This window comes from Escherichia sp. MOD1-EC5189 (assembly GCF_002966045.1).
Classification (GTDB): Bacteria; Pseudomonadota; Gammaproteobacteria; order Enterobacterales; family Enterobacteriaceae; genus Escherichia; species Escherichia coli_F.
Map to the genome: position 1 here is coordinate 29458 of NZ_PTRX01000027.1, position 23258 is coordinate 52715.

18 protein-coding genes are annotated in these 23258 nt (G+C 50.8%); 8 read left to right on the forward strand and 10 right to left on the reverse strand.

What is annotated here, in order from left to right; all coding sequences use genetic code 11:
- Positions 1-19: 19 nt before the first annotated feature.
- Positions 20-1717 (reverse strand): urocanate hydratase, encoded by a 1698-nt coding sequence (hutU, locus tag ATB02_RS19890; RefSeq protein WP_105272140.1) that lies wholly within the window; start codon positions 1715-1717, stop codon positions 20-22.
- 756 nt (positions 1718-2473) lie between these two features.
- Between hutU and ATB02_RS19900 the strand changes: the two genes are divergently transcribed.
- Positions 2474-3871, forward strand: a complete 1398-nt coding sequence (locus ATB02_RS19900; protein ID WP_105272142.1) for an RtcB family protein — start codon at positions 2474-2476, stop codon at positions 3869-3871.
- 97 nt (positions 3872-3968) lie between these two features.
- On the opposite strand, the gene sucD is transcribed toward ATB02_RS19900, so the two are convergent.
- The 8 genes from sucD to sdhC all read right to left on the reverse strand — a co-directional run bounded on the left by sucD (position 3969) and on the right by sdhC (position 14000).
- Positions 3969-4838 (reverse strand): succinate--CoA ligase subunit alpha, encoded by an 870-nt coding sequence (gene sucD, locus ATB02_RS19905; protein ID WP_000025458.1) that lies wholly within the window; start codon positions 4836-4838, stop codon positions 3969-3971.
- On the reverse strand, positions 4838-6004 hold the full coding sequence (gene sucC, locus ATB02_RS19910; RefSeq protein ID WP_001048602.1) for an ADP-forming succinate--CoA ligase subunit beta: 1167 nt from the start codon (positions 6002-6004) through the stop codon (positions 4838-4840). The genes sucD and sucC overlap by 1 nt, the downstream gene beginning before the upstream one ends.
- A gap of 275 nt (positions 6005-6279) precedes the next feature.
- Complete coding sequence (odhB, locus tag ATB02_RS19915; protein ID WP_000099832.1) at positions 6280-7497, reverse strand: 2-oxoglutarate dehydrogenase complex dihydrolipoyllysine-residue succinyltransferase; 1218 nt, start codon at positions 7495-7497, stop codon at positions 6280-6282.
- Positions 7498-7511: 14 nt separating this feature from the next.
- Positions 7512-10313: a 2-oxoglutarate dehydrogenase E1 component gene (sucA, locus tag ATB02_RS19920; protein WP_001181473.1), complete on the reverse strand. Its 2802-nt coding sequence runs from the start codon at positions 10311-10313 to the stop codon at positions 7512-7514.
- 443 nt (positions 10314-10756) lie between these two features.
- A complete protein-coding gene (gene sdhB / locus ATB02_RS19925; protein WP_001235259.1) occupies positions 10757-11473 on the reverse strand; it encodes a succinate dehydrogenase iron-sulfur subunit SdhB in 717 nt (238 codons plus the stop codon).
- Between the two features lie 15 nt (positions 11474-11488).
- Entirely contained in the window at positions 11489-13255 is a 1767-nt protein-coding gene (gene sdhA / locus ATB02_RS19930; RefSeq protein ID WP_000775547.1) for a succinate dehydrogenase flavoprotein subunit, read from the reverse strand.
- Entirely contained in the window at positions 13255-13602 is a 348-nt protein-coding gene (gene sdhD / locus ATB02_RS19935) for a succinate dehydrogenase membrane anchor subunit (protein ID WP_000254365.1), read from the reverse strand. Before sdhD ends, sdhA begins: the two co-directional genes overlap by 1 nt.
- The gene (sdhC, locus tag ATB02_RS19940) at positions 13596-14000 is read right to left on the reverse strand and encodes a succinate dehydrogenase cytochrome b556 subunit (protein ID WP_198600589.1); all 405 of its coding nucleotides are present in this window, start codon (positions 13998-14000) and stop codon (positions 13596-13598) included. Before sdhC ends, sdhD begins: the two co-directional genes overlap by 7 nt.
- Positions 14001-14380: 380 nt before the next feature.
- Here sdhC and ATB02_RS26215 point away from each other — a divergent pair, with 380 nt between their 5' ends.
- The 7 genes from ATB02_RS26215 to ATB02_RS19980 all read left to right on the forward strand — a co-directional run bounded on the left by ATB02_RS26215 (position 14381) and on the right by ATB02_RS19980 (position 22445).
- Positions 14381-14488, forward strand: a complete 108-nt coding sequence (locus ATB02_RS26215) for a hypothetical protein (protein WP_123057340.1) — start codon at positions 14381-14383, stop codon at positions 14486-14488.
- Positions 14489-14693: 205 nt separating this feature from the next.
- Complete coding sequence (gene gltA, locus ATB02_RS19955) at positions 14694-15977, forward strand: citrate synthase (RefSeq protein ID WP_000785834.1); 1284 nt, start codon at positions 14694-14696, stop codon at positions 15975-15977.
- Positions 15978-16368: 391 nt separating this feature from the next.
- Positions 16369-16935, forward strand: a complete 567-nt coding sequence (locus tag ATB02_RS19960) for a fimbrial protein (RefSeq protein WP_000472411.1) — start codon at positions 16369-16371, stop codon at positions 16933-16935.
- 49 nt (positions 16936-16984) lie between these two features.
- Positions 16985-19444, forward strand: a complete 2460-nt coding sequence (locus tag ATB02_RS19965) for a fimbria/pilus outer membrane usher protein (protein WP_198600590.1) — start codon at positions 16985-16987, stop codon at positions 19442-19444.
- A 14-nt stretch (positions 19445-19458) separates the two neighbouring features.
- The gene (locus ATB02_RS19970) at positions 19459-20190 is read left to right on the forward strand and encodes a fimbrial biogenesis chaperone (protein ID WP_000143540.1); all 732 of its coding nucleotides are present in this window, start codon (positions 19459-19461) and stop codon (positions 20188-20190) included.
- On the forward strand, positions 20187-21248 hold the full coding sequence (locus ATB02_RS19975) for a fimbrial protein (protein WP_088541579.1): 1062 nt from the start codon (positions 20187-20189) through the stop codon (positions 21246-21248). Before ATB02_RS19970 ends, ATB02_RS19975 begins: the two co-directional genes overlap by 4 nt.
- Before the next feature lie 150 nt (positions 21249-21398).
- Positions 21399-22445: an AbrB family transcriptional regulator gene (locus ATB02_RS19980; protein WP_088541578.1), complete on the forward strand. Its 1047-nt coding sequence runs from the start codon at positions 21399-21401 to the stop codon at positions 22443-22445.
- Here ATB02_RS19980 and nei read toward each other — a convergent pair.
- Entirely contained in the window at positions 22442-23233 is a 792-nt protein-coding gene (gene nei / locus ATB02_RS19985) for an endonuclease VIII (RefSeq protein ID WP_105272143.1), read from the reverse strand. The two genes, ATB02_RS19980 and nei, sit on opposite strands and share 4 nt — an antisense overlap.
- Positions 23234-23258 lie beyond the last annotated feature (25 nt).

The window sequence follows — 23258 nt, forward strand, 5'->3', positions numbered from 1 at the left end:
TAAATGACGGCGTTAATATTTAGCGAATCATCGGTAATTTCAGACCATAGTTTTTGGCACATTCAATTGCCGCTTCATAACCCGCATCCGCATGACGCATAACCCCGGACGCACAGTCATTCACCAGCACACGCGCCAGACGTTTTTCGGCTTCTTCGCTACCATCGGCAACAATAACCATCCCGGCGTGTTGTGAATACCCCATCCCGACGCCGCCGCCATGATGCAGGGATACCCACGTTGCTCCCCCTGCAGTGTTGAGCAAACCGTTGAGCAACGGCCAGTCAGAAACCGCATCACTGCCATCAAGCATGCTTTCGGTTTCGCGGTTCGGGCTGGCGACAGAACCGGTATCAAGATGATCGCGCCCAATCACAATCGGTGCTTTTAGTTCACCGTTGCGCACCATTTCGTTGAATGCCAGCCCCACCAGGTGACGCTCACCAAGCCCCAGCCAGCAAATACGTGAAGGAAGTCCCTGGAAGGCAATGCGCTCGCGCGCCATATCCAGCCAGCGATGCGTCAGTACGTTATTGGGGAACAACTCTTTAATTTTGGCATCGGTTTTATAGATATCTTCCGGGTCGCCAGACAGCGCCACCCAACGGAATGGACCTTTGCCTTCACAAAACATTGGACGAATATAAGCCGGAACAAAGCCTGGGAAATCAAAGGCATTTTGCAGACCTTCGTTGAAGGCCACCTGGCGGATGTTGTTGCCATAATCGACAACCGGGATCCCCATCGCCTGGAAGTCCAGCATCCCCTGTACATGTGCGACGCAGCTCTGTGCCGCTTCTTTTTGCAATCTGGCGTGTTGCTGTGGATCCTGCTGTGCAGCGCGCCATTGTTCTACGCTCCAGCCCATCGGTAGGTAGCCATAAACCAGATCGTGAGCGGAAGTCTGGTCGGTTACCAGATCCGGCTTAATCGCCCCCTGATGCGCACGTTTCACCAGCTCAGGAACAATTTCCGCCGCATTGCCCAACAGCGCGATTGAAACAGCGTCTTTGCGCTCGGTATGGTATTTAATCAGCGCCAGTGCATCATCAAGATCTTTCGCTTGTTTATCGACATAACGGGTACGCAGTCGGAAGTCGATGCTACTTTGCTGGCACTCGATATTTAATGAGCACGCCCCCGCCAGAGTCGCCGCCAGCGGTTGTGCGCCACCCATACCACCGAGCCCCGCGGTCAGGATCCATTTTCCACTCAGCGAATTGTTGTAGTGCTGACGACCCGCTTCAACAAAGGTTTCGAACGTTCCCTGCACAATGCCCTGACTACCGATGTAGATCCACGAGCCAGCGGTCATCTGGCCGTACATGAACAGACCTTTACGATCCAGTTCATTGAAATGATCCCAGTTGGCCCATTGCGGTACCAGGTTAGAGTTGGCAATCAATACGCGCGGCGCATCGGTATGCGTTTTAAACACGCCTACGGGTTTACCGGACTGAACCAGCAGTGACTCATCAGCTTCCAGATTTTTCAGTGATTCAAGGATCTTGTCAAAACACTCCCAGTTACGTGCCGCACGACCAATACCACCATACACCACCAGATGCTGTGGATTTTCGGCAACGTCGGGATCAAGGTTGTTCTGCAACATCCGGTAGGCTGCTTCAATTTGCCAGTTTTTGCAGTGCAGCTGCGTACCGTGTGGCGCATGGATTACACGGCTGGTATCAATACGCGGGTCTGAAGGCTTACTCATGAATCTTCTCCTGTTACTTGATAAAATTAAACGCTGTAATCGGTCAGAAAAAACGAACGAATGAATATAGAAACGGTTTCTATAATTCCCGTTTATCATTTTGTATTATTAATTCATTTAGTGAATATTGTTTGTCGTGGTATACTCACTATGAATATAAATTCAAAACCACCAACGCGTTGTATGCGAATTCAATATGCTTAATTTAACTTGTCGAAAAAGTGATATTGTTGGCAAAATATTTTCTAATTTGAACATATGAATATGATGAGATTGCAAGATGTCAGTAATTTAATTATTTGAGAAATGCGTTAATAACGACCAGACATTAGCGTAACAACAGGTATTCCGACACCACACAGTGCGCATAACACAATGATATTTAAAATAAGATCTTCATTATTCGTCATAAAGACATGTTTTAATATCATTAATAATCCATTTGTTTTCATCCCAATTTGATAATTAAAAAACGGCAACAATGGATAGTTACCCGACGTAAAAATAGGCGTAAAAATAAATCTTAAAATATATCCACTGGAAATTATCATTTTTCATATTTTACAATCTGGCGTCGATAACTTACCCCTTTTATAACCCCCCCGTTTGTTAATAGTCTTTTTTATCTTGTATTGATCGTCATTGCTGCATACACTACGCGCGTTTTCTTTCCCTTTTGCTGGCTGCTGACCGGAAAGACAAAATTACCCTCGCAATACAGGGGGTTGATTAACGTCTATATTTCAGGACAGCGTTATGCATCATCTTTCAAGGCTTGATAAAGCCTTTCTGCGCAAAGGGATCCAACTTTCCCGCGCCAACAATATTGTTTCATTATGTCGTCCATCAGGAGCCAGTGCCCGCGTACTGCTGCCGGACGAACTGCCGCTGGAAGAAAAAGCAGTGACACAACTGCTTGATTTTGCAGAAGTGAAGATACCAGGCCATCCAGGTTACGTACGCCAGACCTGTGCGACGCCAGATTTTCATCCCGGCAATGGCGTCCCCGTTGGCGCGGTGGTGGCCTCAACGCCGGATTTAGTCATTCCCGCCGCCATCGGCACCGATATTTCTTGTGGCATGCGGCTGCTTACGACCGGATTAACACTTGAGCAAGCCGAAGCGCATAAAGACATCATCACTCAGCGGTTAACGCAAGTGCTACTGCAAAATGAGCGCGATGTTCCGTTATCCGCACAGGCGTTCACCGCGCTTTTTGATGGCGGACCGGCAGAGTGCATGTCAGCCTTGCCATCAGCAGGTCTCTGGACACGTACAAATATCCCCCGGATGACGCAAGAGATTGACCGCTGCATTGGGCTTAACGAGCATAACAGTCATTCGCGTTATGCCCCACCCGCCCTGCTGGTAACGGACCGCCCATTACTCCGCGATCCTTGTCTGGGTACGTCGGGTTCAGGTAATCATTTTATTGAACTTCAGGTCGTTGATAGCGTGGTTGATCGCCATGTAGCCTGGCAACAAGGGCTGAAAACAGGCGATATTGTGGTGATGATCCACAGTGGATCGCGAGATGTTGGCTTTTACGTCGGAAGACGCTGGATGGATCGCGCCCGTGCTGAATGGCCCACCGGACATAAACATCCACAAAGCGGGTTATATGGTCTGGCAGGCGGACTGGCGGAGGAATATCTACAAGCGATAGGAATGGCGGCGCGTTATGCGTGGTTAAATCGCGTGACAATTGCCGAAATGGTGCGCGTATGTCTTGCCAATCTCTTTCATCAGGACAATTCGCATCTGGTGGTGGATGTGCCACATAACATCATCCTTCGCGAGCATGAAATGAATATTCATCGCAAAGGTGCAACACCGGCACGCGCGGGCGATCTGGCGTTAATACCCGGTTCCATGGGTGATTATTCCTGGCTTGCGGTTGGTTGCGGCAACCCGGAGTGGCTGTGGTCTTGCAGTCACGGAGCAGGACGCAGCCAGCGTCGGCAGGCCATGCGCTCACGCGCGACTGAAGAGTCAACGTTGCCGTGGCAATGCGTCACATTGCGCGAAGAACGACGTCTTGAAGAAGCGCCAGCGGCTTATAAAGATATTGGTCCGGTTATCGAAGCTCAACAAGAAGCCGGATTAATTCAGCCAGCGGTCAGATTTCGACCGTGGTTAACGTTTAAAGCATAAAAAAGGCCATCATACGATGGCCAACCATGTCGAAACCGACAGCCCTTCGCCATTCCTGTAGAGGGAAGCGGCGAGGGCTATTTCTTATTACAGATATTTATTTCAGAACAGTTTTCAGTGCTTCACCGATATCCGCCAGGCTGCGAACGGTTTTCACGCCTGCGGCTTCCAGAGCAGCGAATTTCTCATCCGCAGTCCCTTTCCCACCGGCAATGATGGCACCCGCGTGGCCCATACGTTTGCCTTTCGGCGCAGTCACACCAGCGATGTAACCTACAACTGGCTTGGTAACGTGCTCTTTGATGTACGCAGCCGCTTCTTCTTCAGCGCTACCGCCGATCTCACCGATCATCACGATCGCTTCGGTCTGCGGATCTTTTTCGAACATTTCGAGGATGTCGATAAAGTTAGAACCAGGGATCGGGTCGCCGCCGATACCGACACAGGTCGACTGACCGAAACCGTAATCCGTGGTCTGTTTAACCGCTTCATAGGTCAGTGTACCGGAACGGGAAACGATACCCACTTTACCCGGTTTGTGAATGTGACCCGGCTGGATGCCGATTTTACATTCACCCGGAGTGATAACGCCCGGGCAGTTCGGGCCGATCATACGAACGCCTGCTTCATCCAGTTTCACTTTCACGGTCAGCATATCCAGCGTCGGGATGCCTTCAGTGATGGTGATAATCAGTTTGATGCCTGCATCGATAGCTTCCAGAATGGAGTCTTTGCAGAACGGTGCTGGTACGTAGATAACAGAAGCGGTAGCGCCGGTGGCAGCAACGGCTTCACGCACAGTGTTGAACACCGGCAGACCGAGGTGGGTAGTACCGCCTTTACCAGGGGTTACGCCGCCAACCATTTTAGTGCCGTATGCAATGGCCTGTTCAGAGTGGAAAGTCCCCTGGCTACCAGTAAAGCCCTGGCAGATAACCTTGGTGTTTTTATCAATTAAAATGGACATTATTTCCCCTCCACTGCGGCAACAACCTGCTGAGCTGCATCCGTCAGACCTTTTGCTGCAATAATATTCAGGCCGCTGTCAGCCAGTTTCTTCGCGCCGAGTTCGGCGTTGTTACCTTCCAGACGTACCACGACCGGTACGTTAACACCCACTTCCGCTACCGCGCCGATGATACCGTCAGCGATCAGGTCGCAACGAACGATACCACCGAAGATGTTAACCAGAACGGCTTTCACTTTGTCGTCAGAGAGGATGATTTTGAACGCTTCGGTTACACGTTCTTTGGTTGCGCCACCGCCAACGTCCAGGAAGTTAGCTGGTTCGCCACCGTGCAGTTTAACGATGTCCATGGTACCCATCGCCAGACCTGCGCCGTTAACCATACAACCGATGTTACCGTCCAGCGCAACGTAGTTCAGTTCCCACTGTGCAGCCTGTGCTTCACGCGGATCTTCCTGCGACTGGTCACGCATTTCGCGCAGATCAGGCTGGCGGAACAGTGCGTTGCCGTCAGCGCCCAGTTTGCCGTCGAGGCAAATCAGATCGCCCTGTTTGGTGATGACCAGCGGGTTGATTTCGATAAGAGCAAGGTCGCGCTCAAGGAAAATGGTCGCCAGCCCCATGAAAATTTTGGTGAACTGTTGAACCAGTTTACCTTCCAGGCCCAGTTTGAACGCCAGCTCACGCCCCTGATACGGCATCGGGCCAGTCAGCGGATCAAGCGCAACTTTGTGGATCAGGTGCGGAGTTTCTTCCGCCACTTTTTCGATTTCCACGCCGCCTTCGGTGGAGGCCATAAAGACCACGCGACGGGAACTACGGTCTACAACGGCACCAAGATACAGCTCTTTAGCGATATCGGTCGCTGCTTCAACCAGAATCTGGTTAACCGGTTGGCCATTAGCATCTGTTTGATACGTTACCAGACGCTTGCCCAGCCAGTTTTCTGCAAAAGCACGGATGTCTTCTTTGCTGTTTACAACTTTCACACCGCCCGCTTTACCGCGGCCACCAGCGTGAACCTGACATTTCACTACCCACGGACCGGCACCGATTTTTGAAGCTGCTTCTTCTGCTTCGCGTGGAGTAGTACAGGCATAACCCACCGGTGCTGGTAAGCCATAGCGGGCAAACAGTTGTTTTGCCTGATATTCATGTAAGTTCATGTGTTCTGTCCATCCTTCAGTAATCGTTATCTTTTAAACCGTAGACCGAATATTTCGTATCGCTTCCGGGTATTGTCGGTCACCCGTAGGCCTGATAAGACGCGTTAAGCGTCGCATCAGGCATCGCTTGTCGGATGCGGCGCGAGCGCCTTAGCCGACCTACATTGATGGTCCCCGTAGGCCTGATAAGACGCGTCAGCGTCGCATCAGGCTTCAATTGCCGGAGAAAGCGATAATGCCTCATCCGGTCTACAGTGCAGGTGAAACTTAAACTACTACACGTCCAGCAGCAGACGCGTCGGATCTTCCAGCAACTCTTTGATCGTTACCAGGAAGCCCACGGACTCGCGACCATCGATCAGACGGTGATCGTAGGACAGCGCCAGGTACATCATCGGCAGGATCTCAACCTGACCATTCACTGCCATCGGACGATCTTTGATAGCGTGCATACCCAGAATTGCGCTCTGCGGCGGGTTGATGATAGGCGTAGACATCAGGGAACCGAACACACCACCGTTGGTGATGGTGAAGTTACCACCGGTCAGATCTTCAACCGTCAGCTTGCCGTCACGGCCTTTAACTGCCAGCTCTTTAATTTTCTTCTCGATGTCTGCCATGCCGAGGGTATCGACATCACGCAGAACCGGCGTCACCAGGCCGCGCGGCGTAGATACCGCCATGCTGACGTCGAAATAGTTGTGGTAAACCACATCATCGCCGTCGATAGAAGCATTCACTTCCGGGTAACGTTTCAGGGCTTCAACCACCGCTTTCACGTAGAAGGACATAAAGCCCAGACGGATGCCGTGACGTTTTTCAAACGCTTCACCATACTGCTTACGCAGATCCATAATCGGCTTCATGTTGACTTCGTTGAACGTGGTCAGCATGGCAGTAGAGTTTTTCGCTTCCAGCAGACGCTCTGCCACACGCTTACGCAGGCGAGTCATCGGAACACGTTTTTCGCTACGTGCAGCCAGAGCCGGTTGCGCCGCCGTAGCAGCTGCTGCCGGTGCAGACTCTTTCGCCGGGGCTTTCGCCAGATGTTTTTCCACATCTTCACGGGTCAGACGACCACCTACACCGGTGCCTTTAATGGCGCTGGCATCAAGATTGTGTTCAGCCAATAGGCGACGGATCGCCGGGCTTAACGCATCGTTGTTTTGCTCTTCCAGAGACGCCTGTTGGCGTTGTGCCGGAGTTGACGCTTTCTCTTCAGATTTGGCGCTGGTTTCTTTACCGGCGCTGTTGCCTTCACGCAGGCGACCAAGGATCTGACGAGACGTTACGGTTGTACCTTCATCTTCCAGAACCGCATCCAGAATGCCGTCTGCTGATGCCGGTACTTCCAGTACCACTTTGTCAGTTTCGATTTCTACCAGCACTTCATCACGTACGACTGCGTCGCCGGGTTTTTTATGCCAGGTTGCGACGGTGGCATCGGCTACGGATTCAGGCAGGTCAGGGACCAGAATATCTACGCTACTCATTGTGTATCCTTTATTTATTCGACGTTCAGCGCGTCATTAACCAGATCTTGTTGCTGTTTCTGGTGAACGGACATATACCCTACCGCCGGAGAGGCGGAGGCCGGGCGGCCTGCATAACGCAGAGAAGCCCCAAACGGAATCACTTCACGGAAATGATGCTGGCTGCAGTACCATGCGCCCTGGTTGAGCGGCTCTTCCTGGCACCAGACAAAATCCTTGACGTGAGCAAACTGCTGCAACACTTCCTGCATCGCTTTATGCGGGAACGGATAGAGTTGCTCGATACGCACGATGGCGACATCGTGTTGATTGTTCTTACGGCGTTGTTCCAGCAGATCGTAATAAACCTTACCAGAACACATCACTACGCGCTTCACGCCCTTCGGATCAAGCTCGTCGATTTCACCGATGGCTGGCAGGAAGGTACCGTTCGCCAGTTCTTCGAGGCTGGAAACCGCCAGCGGATGACGCAGCAGGGATTTCGGCGACATCACCACCAGCGGACGACGCATCCCGCGCAGCGCCTGACGACGCAGCATGTGGTAAACCTGTGCCGGGGTAGACGGTACGCACACCTGCATGTTTTGTTCAGCACAAAGTTGCAGATAACGTTCCAGACGCGCGGAGGAGTGCTCCGGCCCCTGCCCTTCATACCCGTGCGGCAGCAGCATTACCAGACCACACATCCGGCCCCATTTTTGTTCGCCAGAGGAGATGAACTGGTCGATAACCACCTGCGCACCGTTGGCAAAGTCACCAAACTGCGCTTCCCAGATGGTCAGCGTGCGCGGCTCTGCGGTGGCATAACCGTATTCAAACGCCAGCACTGCTTCTTCAGACAGTACGGAGTCCCAGACGCGGAACGCGCCCTGACCATTATGGATATGTTGCAGCGGCGTGTAAGTGGAACCGTTGGACTGGTTGTGGATCACCGCATGACGATGGAAGAAGGTACCGCGACCGGAGTCTTCACCCGACAGGCGGACCGGAATGCCTTCATCAACCAGCGTGGCGTAAGCGAGGTTTTCCGCGCCGCCCCAGTCGAACAGTTTCTCACCGGCAGCCATTGCCTGGCGATCGCCATAAATCTTGGCAACGCGAGACTGCATTTCAACCGCTTCCGGCACCGTACTGATACGTTTCGCCAGTTCCTGCAGGCGCTTCATCTCAACTTTGTTCGGGTACTCTTCGTCCCATTCGTGGTTGAGGTACGGCGACCAAGTGAAAGAGTGCATGTTCATCGGACGCCACTCTGCTACCACGCAATCGCCAGCATCCAGCGCATCGCGGTACAGGTTAACCATCTCGGTGGCATCTTCCAGCGTCGCGACTTTTTCCTGCTCCAGCTTGTCAGCGTAGATTTTGCGCGGCGTCGGATGTTTTTTGATTTTCTGATACATCAGCGGCTGAGTTGCACTCGGCTCGTCGGCTTCGTTGTGGCCGTGACGGCGGTAGCACACCAGGTCGATGAAGACATCACGTTTAAAGGTGTTACGGAAATCGAGCGCCAGACGGGTCACAAAGGCAACGGCTTCCGGATCATCCGCATTAACGTGGAAAATCGGTGCCTGTACCATCTTGCCGATATCAGTACAGTACGGCGTAGAACGGGCATCCAGCGGGTTAGAGGTGGTGAAGCCAACCTGGTTGTTGATAACGATACGTACCGTACCGCCAACTTCATAACCACGCGCTTTCGACATGTTCAGGGTTTCCTGAACCACGCCCTGCCCGGTCACTGCGGCGTCACCGTGGATGGTGATTGGCAGCACTTTGTTGCTGCTCGGCTCATCGAGTCTGTCCAGACGGGCACGAACAGAACCGATAACTACCGGGCTTACAATCTCAAGGTGAGACGGGTTAAACGCCAGCGCCAGGTGAACCAGGCCGCCATCGGTCTGGAAGTCAGACGAGAAGCCCATGTGGTATTTCACGTCGCCCGTGCCGAGGTGTTCTTTATGTTTACCGGCAAACTCGTCGAACAAGTCTTGCGGTTTTTTACCCAGCACGTTAACCAGCACGTTCAGACGACCACGGTGCGCCATCCCAAGAACCACTTCACGGGTGCCGCTATTGCCAGCATGGCGGATCATCTCTTTAAGCATCGGGATTAACGCGTCACCGCCTTCCAGCGAGAAGCGTTTTGCGCCAGGGAATTTTGCGCCGAGGTAACGTTCAAGGCCTTCAGCGGCGGTCAGTTCGCTTAAGAAGCGTTTTTTCTCTTCGCTATTGAAAGTCGCGCGACCAGACTCAATACGCTGTTGGATCCAGCGTTTTTCTTCGGTGCTGGTAATGTGCATGTACTCGGCACCAATCGGGCCGCAGTAGGTTTGCTTGAGGGCTTCCAGCAGCTCGCCGAGTTTCATGGTTTCTTTGCCGCTGGCAAATGAACCGACGTTGAAGGTCTCCTGGAAGTCTGCTTCGGTCAGATCGTGGAAAGACGGATCCAGATCGGCCACTTTATCTTGCTGCCACAGTCCCAGCGGATCGAGATTCGCATGCTGGTGACCGCGGAAGCGGTATGCGTTAATGAGCTGCAGGACTTTAACCTGCTTCACATTGGTGTCAGGGTCGGAGATCGTTGAAGAGTAACGTGAAGCGTCTTTCGCCAGGCGGCGGAAATATTCACGCGTTTGAGAGTGGAATTGATCCGGTTTGACTCCCGTACCAGGTAACTGCTGGAACGTCGAACGCCAGTTAGCGTCAACCGAGTCAGGATCGGTTAAGAAGTCTTCATAGAGCTGTTCTATCCAGCTCTGGTTTGCGCCAGAGAGGTAAGAAGAGTCCAACCAGGCTTTCAAAGCGCTGTTCTGCATCGTGATCCCTTAAGCATCTTTTTTATGCTTACTTCGCCGTGGATACTACCACGCACAGTGATGTGCGTGCCGGGGTTCACTTGCGAGCTCTTGTCTACGTAGTGGCTCGCGAAGGAACCTTTAAAAACTGTCTTAGTGTCAGGGGCAGTTTTTAAAGATTTCCTGCATTTCTTTTGTAGGCCGGATAAGGCATTCACGCCGCATCCGGCCCTGGTTGCCTGATGCGACGCTTGCGCGTCTTATCAGGCCTACGTTTCTGCATTTCTTTTGTAGGCCGGATAAGGCGTTCACGCCGCATCCGGCACTGGTTGCCTGATGCGACGCTTGCGCGTCTTATCAGGCCTACGTTTCTGCATTTCTTTTGTAGGCCGGATAACGCATTCACGCCGCATCCGGCCCTGGTTGCCTGATGCGACGCTTGCGCGTCTTATCAGGCCTGGAATTTATGCATTACGCTGCAACAACATCGACTTGATATGGCCGATGGCGCGCGTCGGGTTCAGCCCCTTCGGACATACACTGACGCAGTTCATGATGCTGTGACAGCGGAATACGCTGAATGCATCGCTCAAACCGTCGAGGCGGCTGTCAGTCTCGGTATCACGGCTATCGATCAGGAAACGATATGCCGCTAACAAGCCTGCCGGGCCGATAAACTTATCGGGATTCCACCAGAAAGACGGACAAGAGGTTGAACAACATGCGCAGAGAATACATTCATACAGCCCGTCGATTTTTTCGCGCTGCTCTGGCATCTGTAAATGCTCGCGAGCTGGCGGATTTTGTCCATTATTCAACAGGTAAGGCTTAATTTTCTCATATTGCGCATAGAATTGTCCCATGTCTACCACCAAATCGCGGATCACCGGTAAACCTGGCAGCGGGCGAATCACAATCTTCTTGCCCGGCTGGTTGAGTGCCGAAATCGGGGTAATACAGGCCAGACCATTCTTGCCATTCATGTTCAGACCGTCGGAACCGCACACACCTTCACGGCAGGAACGACGGAACGACAGGCTGGGATCTTTCTCTTTCAACTGGATAAGCGCATCCAGCAGCATCATGTCGCGACCTTCTTCCGCTTCCAGGGTGTAATCCTGCATACGCGGAGCATCATCAACATCCGGGTTATAGCGATAAATTGAAAACTCGAGTCTCATTTTCCTGTCTCCGCATTAGTAAGTACGAATCTTCGGCGGGAATGCCGGGCGCAGTTTCGGTTCCATGTTGACGCTTCGGCGCGTCATGGATTCCGACTCTGGCAGATACAGGGAGTGGCACAGCCAGTTTTCATCATCACGATCCGGGAAGTCGAAGCGGCTATGCGCGCCACGGCTTTCGGTACGGAAGTTGGCAGAAACAGCCGTTGCATACGCCGTTTCCATCAGGTTATCCAGTTCCAGGCATTCAACGCGCTGGGTGTTGAACTCGCTGGAAGTGTCATCCAGACGGGCATTTTTCAAACGCTCACGGATCACTTTCAACTGCTCAAGCCCTTTTGCCATCGCATCACCTTCACGGAAGACCGAGAAGTTATGCTGCATACATTCTTGCAGTGCTTTACGGATCGCCACCGGATCTTCACCGTTACGGTTGTTGTTCCAGCGATTCAGACGCTCCAGAGACGCTTCTACATCAGACTCGCTGGCATCGCGCAGTGCGCCCTGCTCGGCAATAGACTCTTGCAGATGCAGACCCGCTGCGCGACCAAAGACCACCAGGTCCAGCAGCGAGTTACCGCCCAGACGGTTAGCGCCGTGTACCGATACACAAGCAATTTCACCTACCGCGAACAGCCCCGGAACAACCACATCTTCGCCTTTCTCGTTCACCGTCAGCGCCTGACCGGTCACTTTGGTCGGAATACCGCCCATCATGTAGTGACAGGTTGGGATAACCGGAATCGGCTCTTTCACCGGATCGACGTGTGCGAAGGTACGGGAGAGTTCAAGGATACCCGGCAGACGGGATTCGAGAACTTCTTTACCCAGGTGGTCGAGTTTCAGTTTTGCATGTGGCCCCCACGGACCATCACAGCCGCGACCTTCACGGATTTCGATCATGATGGAACGCGCCACCACGTCACGGCCCGCCAGGTCTTTGGCGTTCGGCGCATAACGCTCCATAAAGCGTTCGCCATGTTTGTTCAGCAGATAACCGCCTTCACCACGGCAACCTTCGGTGACCAGTACGCCCGCACCTGCTATACCGGTCGGGTGGAACTGCCACATTTCCATATCCTGCACAGGTACACCTGCACGGATAGCCATACCGACGCCGTCGCCGGTGTTAATGTGGGCGTTGGTGGTGGACTGATAAATACGCCCTGCCCCGCCGGTTGCCAGCACAGTCGCACGGGCTTTGAAGTAAACCACTTCACCGGTTTCGATGCACAGTGCGGTACAACCAACTACCGCGCCATCCTGGTTCTTCACCAGATCCAGCGCATACCACTCGGAGAAAATGGTGGTGTGGTTTTTCAGGTTTTGCTGATAAAGCGTGTGCAACAGTGCGTGACCGGTACGGTCAGCTGCCGCCGCAGTACGTGCCGCTTGCTCGCCACCGAAGTTTTTCGACTGGCCGCCAAACGGACGTTGATAGATACGACCATCATCAAGACGCGAGAACGGTAGCCCCATGTGTTCCAGTTCCAGAATCGCTTCCGGCCCGGTTTTACACATATATTCAATCGCGTCCTGGTCACCGATATAGTCCGACCCTTTTACGGTGTCGTACATATGCCATTCCCAGTTATCTTCATGGGTATTACCCAGCGCAACGGTAATGCCGCCTTGCGCAGAAACGGTATGGGAACGGGTCGGGAAGACTTTGGAGAGCAGCGCACAGGTTTGGCCGCTCTGGGAAATTTGCAGCGCCGCGCGCATACCTGCGCCACCGGCACCAATCACAACTGCATCAAATTCTCTGACTGGCAATTTCATCACACACCCCACACCACAACGAATCCATAAATCACGTAAACCACCAGTGCAACGACAATCACCAGTTGCAGCATCAGGCGCAAGGCCAGTGGTTTAACGTAGTCGGTCAACACCTGCCACATGCCGATCCAGGCATGGATCAAGATAGAAAACAGCGCCAGCAGGGTGAACACTTTGGTGAACGCAGAGGCGAAGAAACCAATCCAGACTTCATATGTCAGCTCGCCACTGGTAGCGAAAAAACCGACCATATAAATGATGTAAAGCGTCAGGACGATAGCGGTAGCGCGAACGAGGATGAAATCATGTACGCCATTGCGTCCTAATGCGGAGGCGTTGCTTACCATACGAGGACTCCTGCAAGAAGTGAAAGCACGACAGTAATAACAAAGGAGATTTTGGCGGAGCGTTTACCCGCTTCGAATGTTTCTTCCAGATAGCCAAAATCCATCATCATGTGGCGAATACCTACGATGACGTGATATGCCAGAGCGGTAAGGATGCCCCACATGATAAATTTGACGAAGAAGCTGCCCATAATCGCGGAAGCTTGCTCGAAACCTTCAGGGGAAGAGAGGCTGGTACCCAGAAGCCACAGCAGGATGCCCACTGCAACAAAGGTGATCACACCGGAAACGCGATGGAGAATGGACGCTATCGCCGTGACGGGGAACCGGATGGTCTGTAGGTCCAGATTAACAGGTCTTTGTTTTTTCACATTTCTTATCATGAATAACGCCCACATGCTGTTCTTATTATTCCCTGGGGACTACGGGCACAGAGGTTAACTTTCTGTTACCTGGAGACGTCGGGATTTCCTTCCTCCGGTCTGCTTGCGGGTCAGACAGCGTCCTTTCTATAACTGCGCGTCATGCAAAACACTGCTTCCAGATGCGAAAACGACACGTTACAACGCTGGGTGGCTCGGGATTGCAGGGTGTTCCGGAGACCTGGCGGCAGTATAGGCTGTTCACAAAATCATTACAATTAACCTACATATAGTTTGTCGGGTTTTATCCCGAACAGTGATCTGGGTCACGATAACAACATTTATTTAATTTTTAATCATCTAATTTGACAATCATTCAACAAAGTTGTTACAAACATCACTAGGAAAAGCATATAATGCGTAAAAGTTATGAAGTCAGTATTTCACCTAAGATTAACTTATGTAACAGTGTGGAAGTATTGACCAATTCATTCGGGACAGTTATTAGTGGTAGACAAGTTTAATAATTCGGATTGCTAAGTACTTGATTCGCCATTTATTCGTCATCAATGGATCCTTTACCTGCAAGCGCCCAGAGCTCTGTACCCAGGTTTTCCCCTCTTCCGCAGAGCGGCGAGCCAAATAACAAACGGGTAAAGCCAGGTTGATGTGCGAAGGCAAATTTAAGTTCCGGCAGTCTTACGCAATAAGGCGCTAAGGAGACCTTAAATGGCTGATACAAAAGCAAAACTCACCCTCAACGGGGACACAGCTGTTGAACTGGATGTGCTGAAAGGCACGCTGGGTCAAGACGTTATTGATATCCGTACTCTCGGTTCAAAAGGTGTGTTCACCTTTGACCCAGGCTTCACTTCAACCGCATCCTGCGAATCTAAAATTACTTTTATTGATGGTGATGAAGGTATTTTGCTGCACCGCGGTTTCCCGATCGATCAGCTGGCGACCGATTCTAACTACCTGGAAGTTTGTTACATCCTGCTGAATGGTGAAAAACCAACTCAGGAACAGTATGACGAATTTAAAACAACGGTGACCCGTCATACCATGATCCACGAGCAGATTACCCGTCTGTTCCATGCTTTCCGTCGCGACTCGCATCCAATGGCAGTCATGTGTGGTATTACCGGCGCGCTGGCGGCGTTCTATCACGACTCGCTGGATGTTAACAATCCTCGTCATCGTGAAATTGCCGCGTTCCGCCTGCTGTCAAAAATGCCGACCATGGCCGCGATGTGTTACAAGTATTCCATTGGTCAGCCATTCGTTTACCCGCGCAACGATCTCTCCTATGCCGGTAACTTCCTGAATATGATGTTCTCCACGCCGTGCGAACCGTATGAAGTTAATCCGATTCTGGAACGTGCTATGGACCGTATTCTGATCCTGCACGCTGACCATGAACAGAACGCCTCTACCTCCACCGTGCGTACCGCTGGCTCTTCGGGGGCGAACCCGTTTGCCTGTATCGCAGCAGGTATTGCTTCACTGTGGGGACCTGCGCACGGTGGTGCTAACGAAGCAGCGCTGAAAATGCTGGAAGAAATCAGCTCCGTTAAACACATTCCGGAATTTGTTCGTCGTGCGAAAGACAAGAATGACTCTTTCCGTCTGATGGGCTTCGGTCACCGTGTGTACAAAAACTACGACCCACGCGCCACCGTCATGCGTGAAACCTGCCACGAAGTCCTGAAAGAGCTGGGCACGAAGGATGACCTGCTGGAAGTGGCTATGGAGCTGGAAAATATCGCGCTGAACGACCCGTACTTTATCGAGAAGAAACTGTACCCTAACGTCGATTTCTACTCTGGTATCATCCTGAAAGCGATGGGTATTCCGTCTTCCATGTTCACCGTCATATTCGCTATGGCACGTACAGTTGGCTGGATCGCCCACTGGAGCGAAATGCACAGTGACGGCATGAAGATTGCCCGTCCACGTCAGCTGTATACCGGCTATGAAAAACGCGATTTTAAAAGCGACATCAAACGTTAACTGCTGATTCCTAAGCAGTAAATTCTGTTAACCCGCCTTTAAAAGGCGGGTTAATTTTTATCTACCTGAACACAAAAAAATGTAAAAATAAAATTAATTAACCGGCTGACATTAATATTGCAAAATAATAGAATTGTTCATTTTATCGGCAAAATAATAAGTTTTAATTAAGGTATCTGCTTTTAGTTACATTTATAACCTCATGAAAATGAGGTATATCTCTCTCATTCCCCCGATAACATTCATTAAAATATTAATTCATCACATCAATTAGTTAACCTTGCATTTAATATAATTAATAATATTTTTAAGTAAAACTAAAAACATTCGACAATCAAATAAGATATTCTGATATCGCTATACTTTTTCTATTTCTGTAAAGGACTCAGTTATGTTTAAAGGACAAAAAACATTGGCCGCATTGGCCGTATCTCTGTTATTCACTGCACCGGTTTATGCAGCTGATGAAGGTTCTGGTGAAATTCACTTTAAAGGTGAGGTTATAGAAGCACCATGTGAAATACATCATGATGATATTGATAAAGAAATTGAGCTAGGTCAGGTGACCACCAGCCACATTAATCAGTCTCATCACAGCGATGCGGTTGCTGTCGACCTGCGTTTAATCAACTGCGACCTGGAAAACTCTAATAACGGTTCCGGTGGCAAGATTTCTAAAGTCGCGGTCACCTTCGATAGCTCAGCGAAAACCACTGGCGCAGATCCGATACTCAACAATACCAGCACTGGCGAAGCCACCGGTGTCGGCGTGCGTTTAATGAATAAGGATCAAAGCAATATCATTTTAGGCACTGCTTCTCCGGATATCGACCTCGCACCAACGTCCAGTGAACAAACACTGAACTTCTTTGCCTGGATGGAACAAATTGATCAAGCGACACCAGTAACGGCAGGGGCTGTTACAGCGAATGCAACCTACGTACTGGATTATAAATAAGCGTTATTGGGCGGCATCACTGCCGCCTTTCTTAAAATATTTATCTGGTATGGACACCGTGAATATTTATCGACTCTCTTTTGTATCCTGCCTGGTCATGGCGATGCCTTCCGCCATGGCGGTTGAATTCAACCTGAATGTCCTCGACAAATCGATGCGTGAGCGCATTGATATTTCATTATTAAAGGAAAAAGGTGTCATTGCTCCCGGTGAATATTTTGTCAGCGTTGCGGTAAATAATAACCAAATCAGTAATGGGCAAAAAATTAACTGGCAAAAAAAGGGTGACACTACCATTCCGTGCATCAATGATTTATTGGTCGATAAGTTTGGCTTAAAACCCGAAGTCCGTCAGTCGTTACCCCTGATTAATCAGTGCGTCGATTTTAGCACCCGACCAGAAATGCTCTTCAATTTTGATCAGGCCAGTCAGCAACTGAATATCACCATCCCACAGGCCTGGCTAGCGTGGCAGTCAGATAACTGGACTCCACCCTCCACATGGAAAGAAGGTGTCCCCGGTGTCCTGATGGATTACAACTTGTTTGCCAGCAGCTACCGCCCACAGGATGGCAGCAGCAGCACTAATCTTAACGCCTACGGAACAGCCGGAATTAACGCGGGGGCATGGCGCTTACGCAGTGACTATCAGTTGAATCAAAATGATGGCAATGATAACCATGAGCAGTCAGGCGAAATATCACGTACCTATCTTTTTCGCCCGCTACCGCAATTAGGTTCAAAATTAACCCTCGGCGAAACGGATTTTAGTTCCAATATTTTCGACGGTTTTTCTTATACCGGCGCGGCACTGGCGAGTGACGACCGGATGTTACCGTGGGAACTGCGCGGCTACGCTCCACAAATTAGCGGTATTGCACAAACCAATGCCACCGTCACCGTGAGTCACTCAGGGCGAGTTATTTACCAGAAAAAAGTCCCGCCAGGCCCGTTTATCATTGATGATCTGAATCAGTCCGTCCAGGGGACGCTGGATGTCAAAGTGACGGAAGAAGATGGTCGGGTGAACAATTTCCAGGTTTCGGCAGCATCGACGCCTTTCCTTACGCGCCAGGGGCAGGTTCGCTATAAACTTGCTGCCGGTCAGCCGCGAACATCTATGTCTCATCAAACTGAAAATGAAACCTTTTTTAGCAATGAAGTTTCCTGGGGGATGCTGTCAAATACCTCGCTGTACGGCGGCCTGCTGATTTCGGGTGACGACTACCATTCTGCCGCAATGGGTATCGGGCAAAATATGCTCTGGCTTGGTGCATTGTCGTTTGATGTCACCTGGGCCAGTAGTCAGTTTGATACTCAGCAGGACGAGCGGGGCTTAAGTTACCGCTTTAATTACAGCAAACAAGTGGATGCCACTAACAGCACGATTTCGCTCGCCGCTTATCGCTTCTCAGATCGTCATTTTCACAGCTACGCCAACTATCTGGATCACAAATACAACGACAACGATGCGCAGGACGAAAAACAGACGATCAGCTTATCCGTGGGGCAACCGATTACCCCACTGAACCTCAATCTGTACGCCAACCTGCTGCATCAAACCTGGTGGAATGCAGACGCCTCCACGACCGCCAACATCACGGCGGGTTTTAATGTTGATATTGGTAACTGGAGAGATATCTCGATCTCGACGTCATTCAATACAACCCATTACGAAGATAAAGATCGCGACAACCAGATTTACCTGTCGATTTCGCTTCCCTTCGGTAACGGTGGTCGGGTCGGTTATGACATGCAAAACAGTAGCCACATCACCACACACCGCATGTCGTGGAACGATACGCTGGATGAACGAAATAGCTGGGGGATGTCTGCTGGACTACAATCCGACCGTCCGGACAATGGAGTCCAGGTGAGCGGTAACTATCAGCACCTGAGTTCAGCGGGTGAGTGGGATCTTTCTGGTACTTATGCTGCCAATGACTACAGTTCTGTTAGCAGCAGCTGGAGTGGTTCTTTCACGGCGACGCAATATGGTGCAGCCTTCCATCGCCGCAGCTCCACCAATGAACCACGCCTGATGGTCAGCACCGATGGCGTGGCAGATATTCCGATTCAGGGCAATCTCGACTACACCAACCATTTTGGCATTGCAGTGGTACCGCTGGTTTCCAGTTATCAACCTTCCACCGTGGCCGTGAACATGAACGACTTACCCGACGGCGTGACGGTGACAGAAAACGTCATCAAAGAAACGTGGATTGAAGGCGCAATAGGTTACAAATCACTGGCATCCCGTTCCGGTAAAGACATTAACGTCATCATTCGCAACGCCAGCGGTCAGTTCCCTCCCCTCGGTGCGGATATCCGTCAGGATGGCAGCAGCATTAGCGTGGGGATGGTTGGCGAGGAAGGACACGCCTGGTTAAGCGGAGTCGATGAAAATCAAAAGCTTACCGTGGTCTGGGGTGATAGTCAGCGTTGCTCGATCCATCTTCCTGAACATATGGAAGACACCGCAAATCGCCTGATTTTACCTTGTCATTAATTAAGGAAATGAAAATGACATTTATGAAAGGACTTCCCCTTTTGTTGTTGGTTACCAGTCTGTGTAGCCACGCTGCACTACAACCCGACCGCACTCGCATTGTGTTTAACGCTAATGATAAAGCTACCAGTCTGCGAGTAGATAATCGTAGCGATAAACTCCCCTACCTCGCTTATTCCTGGCTCGAAAATGAAAAAGGGGAGAAAAGCGACGATCTTCTGGTCGCCCTGCCACCGATACAACGTCTGGAACCGAAAGCAACAACGCAGGTGCGAATAGTCAAGCAAGCCTCGACCGCGAAATTACCGGGCGATCGCGAAACGCTATTTTTCTACAATATGCGTGAAATTCCTCCCGCCCCGGAAAAAAACAGCGACCATGCCGTTCTGCAAGTCGCCATCCAGAGCCGTATCAAGGTGTTCTGGCGACCGTCTGCATTGCGCAAGAAAGCAGGAGAAAAGGTCGAACTGCAGTTACAGGTCAGCCAGCAGGGCAATCAGCTTAGCTTAAAAAACCCTACTGGCTATTATCTGACCATCGCGTATCTTGGGCGAAATGAGCAAAGCGTTCTCCCGGGCTTCAAAACTGTGATGATTGCGCCTTTTAGTACAGTAAGCACAACCACTGGAAATTATAGTGGCAGCCAGTTTTATCTCGGTTATATGGATGATTATGGCGCATTACGCATGACAACGCTCAACTGTAACGGGCAATGCCGTTTACAGGCGGTGGAGGCGAAGAAATGAGTGCTGGCAAGGGATTGTTGCTCATCATCTGTTTGTTATTTCTACCGTTAAAATCTGCGCTTGCCCTGAACTGTTACTTTGGTTCATCCGGTGGTTCGGTAGAAAAATCGGAATCTATTCAACCATTTGCTGTACCAGGGAATGCCAAACCCGGCGATAAGATCTGGGAGTCTGACGATATTAAAATTCCCGTCTATTGTGACAACAATACCAACGGCAACTTTGAGAGCGAGCATGTCTACGCCTGGGTAAACCCGTACCCGGGAATTCAGGATCGCTATTATCAACTCGGCGTAACTTACAATGGTGTTGATTATGATGCTAACCAGGGAAAAAGCCGCATCGACACTAACCAGTGCATCGACAGCAAAAACATTAATATTTATACCCCTGAGCAGATCATCGCGATGGGATGGCAGAACAAAATTTGCTCTGGTGATCCCAATAATATTCATATGTCGCGTACGTTTCTCGCTCGCATGCGGTTATACGTCAAGATACGAGAGATACCGCCGCATGATTATCAAAGCACGCTCAGCGATTACATTGTGGTGCAATTTGATGGCGAAGGAAGCGTTAATGAGGACCCAACCGCCCAAAACCTGAAATATCATATTACCGGTCTGGAAAACATTCGGGTATTGGATTGCAGCGTCAATTTTTCTATTACCCCAGCCAACCAGGTCATTGATTTTGGTAAATTTAATGTACTGGATATCCGGCGACACAACATGACAAAAACATTCGGTATTAAAACGACAAAATCACAAAACGATCAATGTACCGACGGATTCAAAGTCAGCTCCTCGTTTTATACCGAAGAAACGTTGGTTGAAGAAGATAAAGCATTGCTGATTGGTAATGGTCTGAAGCTACGTTTACTGGATGAAAACGCCTCGCCCTATACCTTCAACAAATACAGCGAATATGCCGACTTCACCAGTGACATGCTGATCTACGAAAAAACCTATACGGCTGAACTTTCGTCTATTCCCGGCACTCCCATTGAGGCTGGCTCCTTCGATACCGTGGTGCTTTTTAAGATTAACTATAACTAATTTCCCATGATGCCCTTTGCAATCGAAAGGGCATCTCTTTCAGAAAATTGCTGATTTTCCCCTTTTCCTTGATTGCTGTTATTTTTTCCTGGCCCGGCTTTCTTTATGCTGTATCGATACACCAAAGAGAAAATAATGAGGAAGCGAAGGATGCCAGTTTTGCAGTGGGGAATGTTATGTGTGCTTTCACTTCTCCTTTCTATTGGCTTCCTCGCGGTACATCTTCCGGCGGCACTATTACTTGGGCCAATGATCGCCGGAATCATCTTTAGTATGCGCGGAATTACTCTGCAACTTCCCCGATCCGCTTTTCTCGCCGCCCAAGCCATTCTTGGCTGCATGATTGCGCAAAACCTCACTGGTTCGATTCTCACCACGCTAGCCGTTAACTGGCCGATTGTGCTAGCCATTTTACTCGTGACGCTGCTTTCCAGCGCCGTCGTGGGTTGGTTATTGGTGCGCTATAGCTCACTGCCTGGAAATACCGGTGCCTGGGGTTCTTCTCCTGGCGGCGCGGCGGCAATGGTCGCTATGGCGCAAGATTACGGCGCAGATATTCGCCTGGTGGCATTTATGCAATATCTGCGAGTGCTGTTCGTCGCGGGGGCCGCTGTTCTGGTCACCCGCATGATGCTGGGCGATAACGCTGAAGCGGTTAACCAGCAGATCGTCTGGTTCCCGCCAGTGAGCATTAATCTCCTGCTTACGATTTTGCTCGCGGTCGCTGCCGGTACGGCGGGATGCTTGCTACGTCTTCCTTCCGGCACGATGCTCATCCCGATGCTGGCAGGCGCGCTGCTCCAGTCTGGTGAGTACATAACCATCGAACTACCGGAATGGCTTCTGGCGATAGCCTATATGGCAATTGGCTGGCGGATTGGTCTTGGTTTCGATAAACAAATATTACTGCGAGCATTGCGTCCACTGCCACAAATCCTGCTGTCGATTTTTGCTCTGCTGGCTATTTGTGCGGGTATGGCGTGGGGGCTGACCCGGTTTATGCATATTGATTTTATGACTGCCTACCTCGCCACCAGTCCCGGCGGGCTTGATACCGTGGCGGTCATCGCCGCAGGGAGCAATGCCGATATGGCGCTTATTATGGCGATGCAAACCCTACGCCTGTTCAGTATTTTGCTGACGGGGCCAGCCATTGCGCGGTTTATTTCAACCTATGCGCCGAAGCGGTCGGCCTAGTGCTGGCAGCCTGGACACCAGTAAAACGGGCGCGAGGACAACGTGGTTTTCTCAATGATGCTGCCACAACGTTCGCACGGTTCGCCATCACGATGAAAAACCTTAAAGCGAAACAGCGCCCCATGATGTTTATTCTCATCCACCTGCCCCCGCGTAGCGTAAGAAAGTCGAGGAATCTCCAGTAACGCGTGTGCGAGTGCATCCAGTTGCGCCGCATTGAGATCTTTCGCTTTATGATTTCCGGTCAACCCCACCTGCCAAAGGATCTCCACCCGCAAATAATTGCCAAGCCCAGCCAGAAATGCCTGATCGAGCAGTAATCCAGCAAACTGACGGTTACGAAAGCGCGGCGACAATAACCGTTCTTTCACCATTTCCGGCGTCAGATTCGGGTCGAGTACATCGGGGCCAACGCGTTGTAAAAACGGATGCGTGGTCAGTTGTTCCGGAGTCAACATCTCAATATCCGAGGCGCTATAAAGTAGAATGGTTTTGTCAGCCGTTTGCAGTTTTACCCGCAATACTCGCGTGGTCTGCGGCTCTTCGCCGGTATCAACCACGCGCCAGACGCCGTAAAGCTGATTATGGCTGTAGAGCGTTAACCCGTTGGAAAAATGAGTTAACAACGCCTTACCTCGCGTTTCCACATGGGTAACGTGTTGACCGATAAGTTGTGATTGATACGGTTTTAACTGCGGGAAGGCAAACCAGACATCCGTCAGGAGTTTGCCCTTGATCGCCGCCTCCAGGTTATCCGCTGCACGGCGGATCTCCGGGCCTTCAGGCATGGTGATATCCTTTTTTCATTCTTTA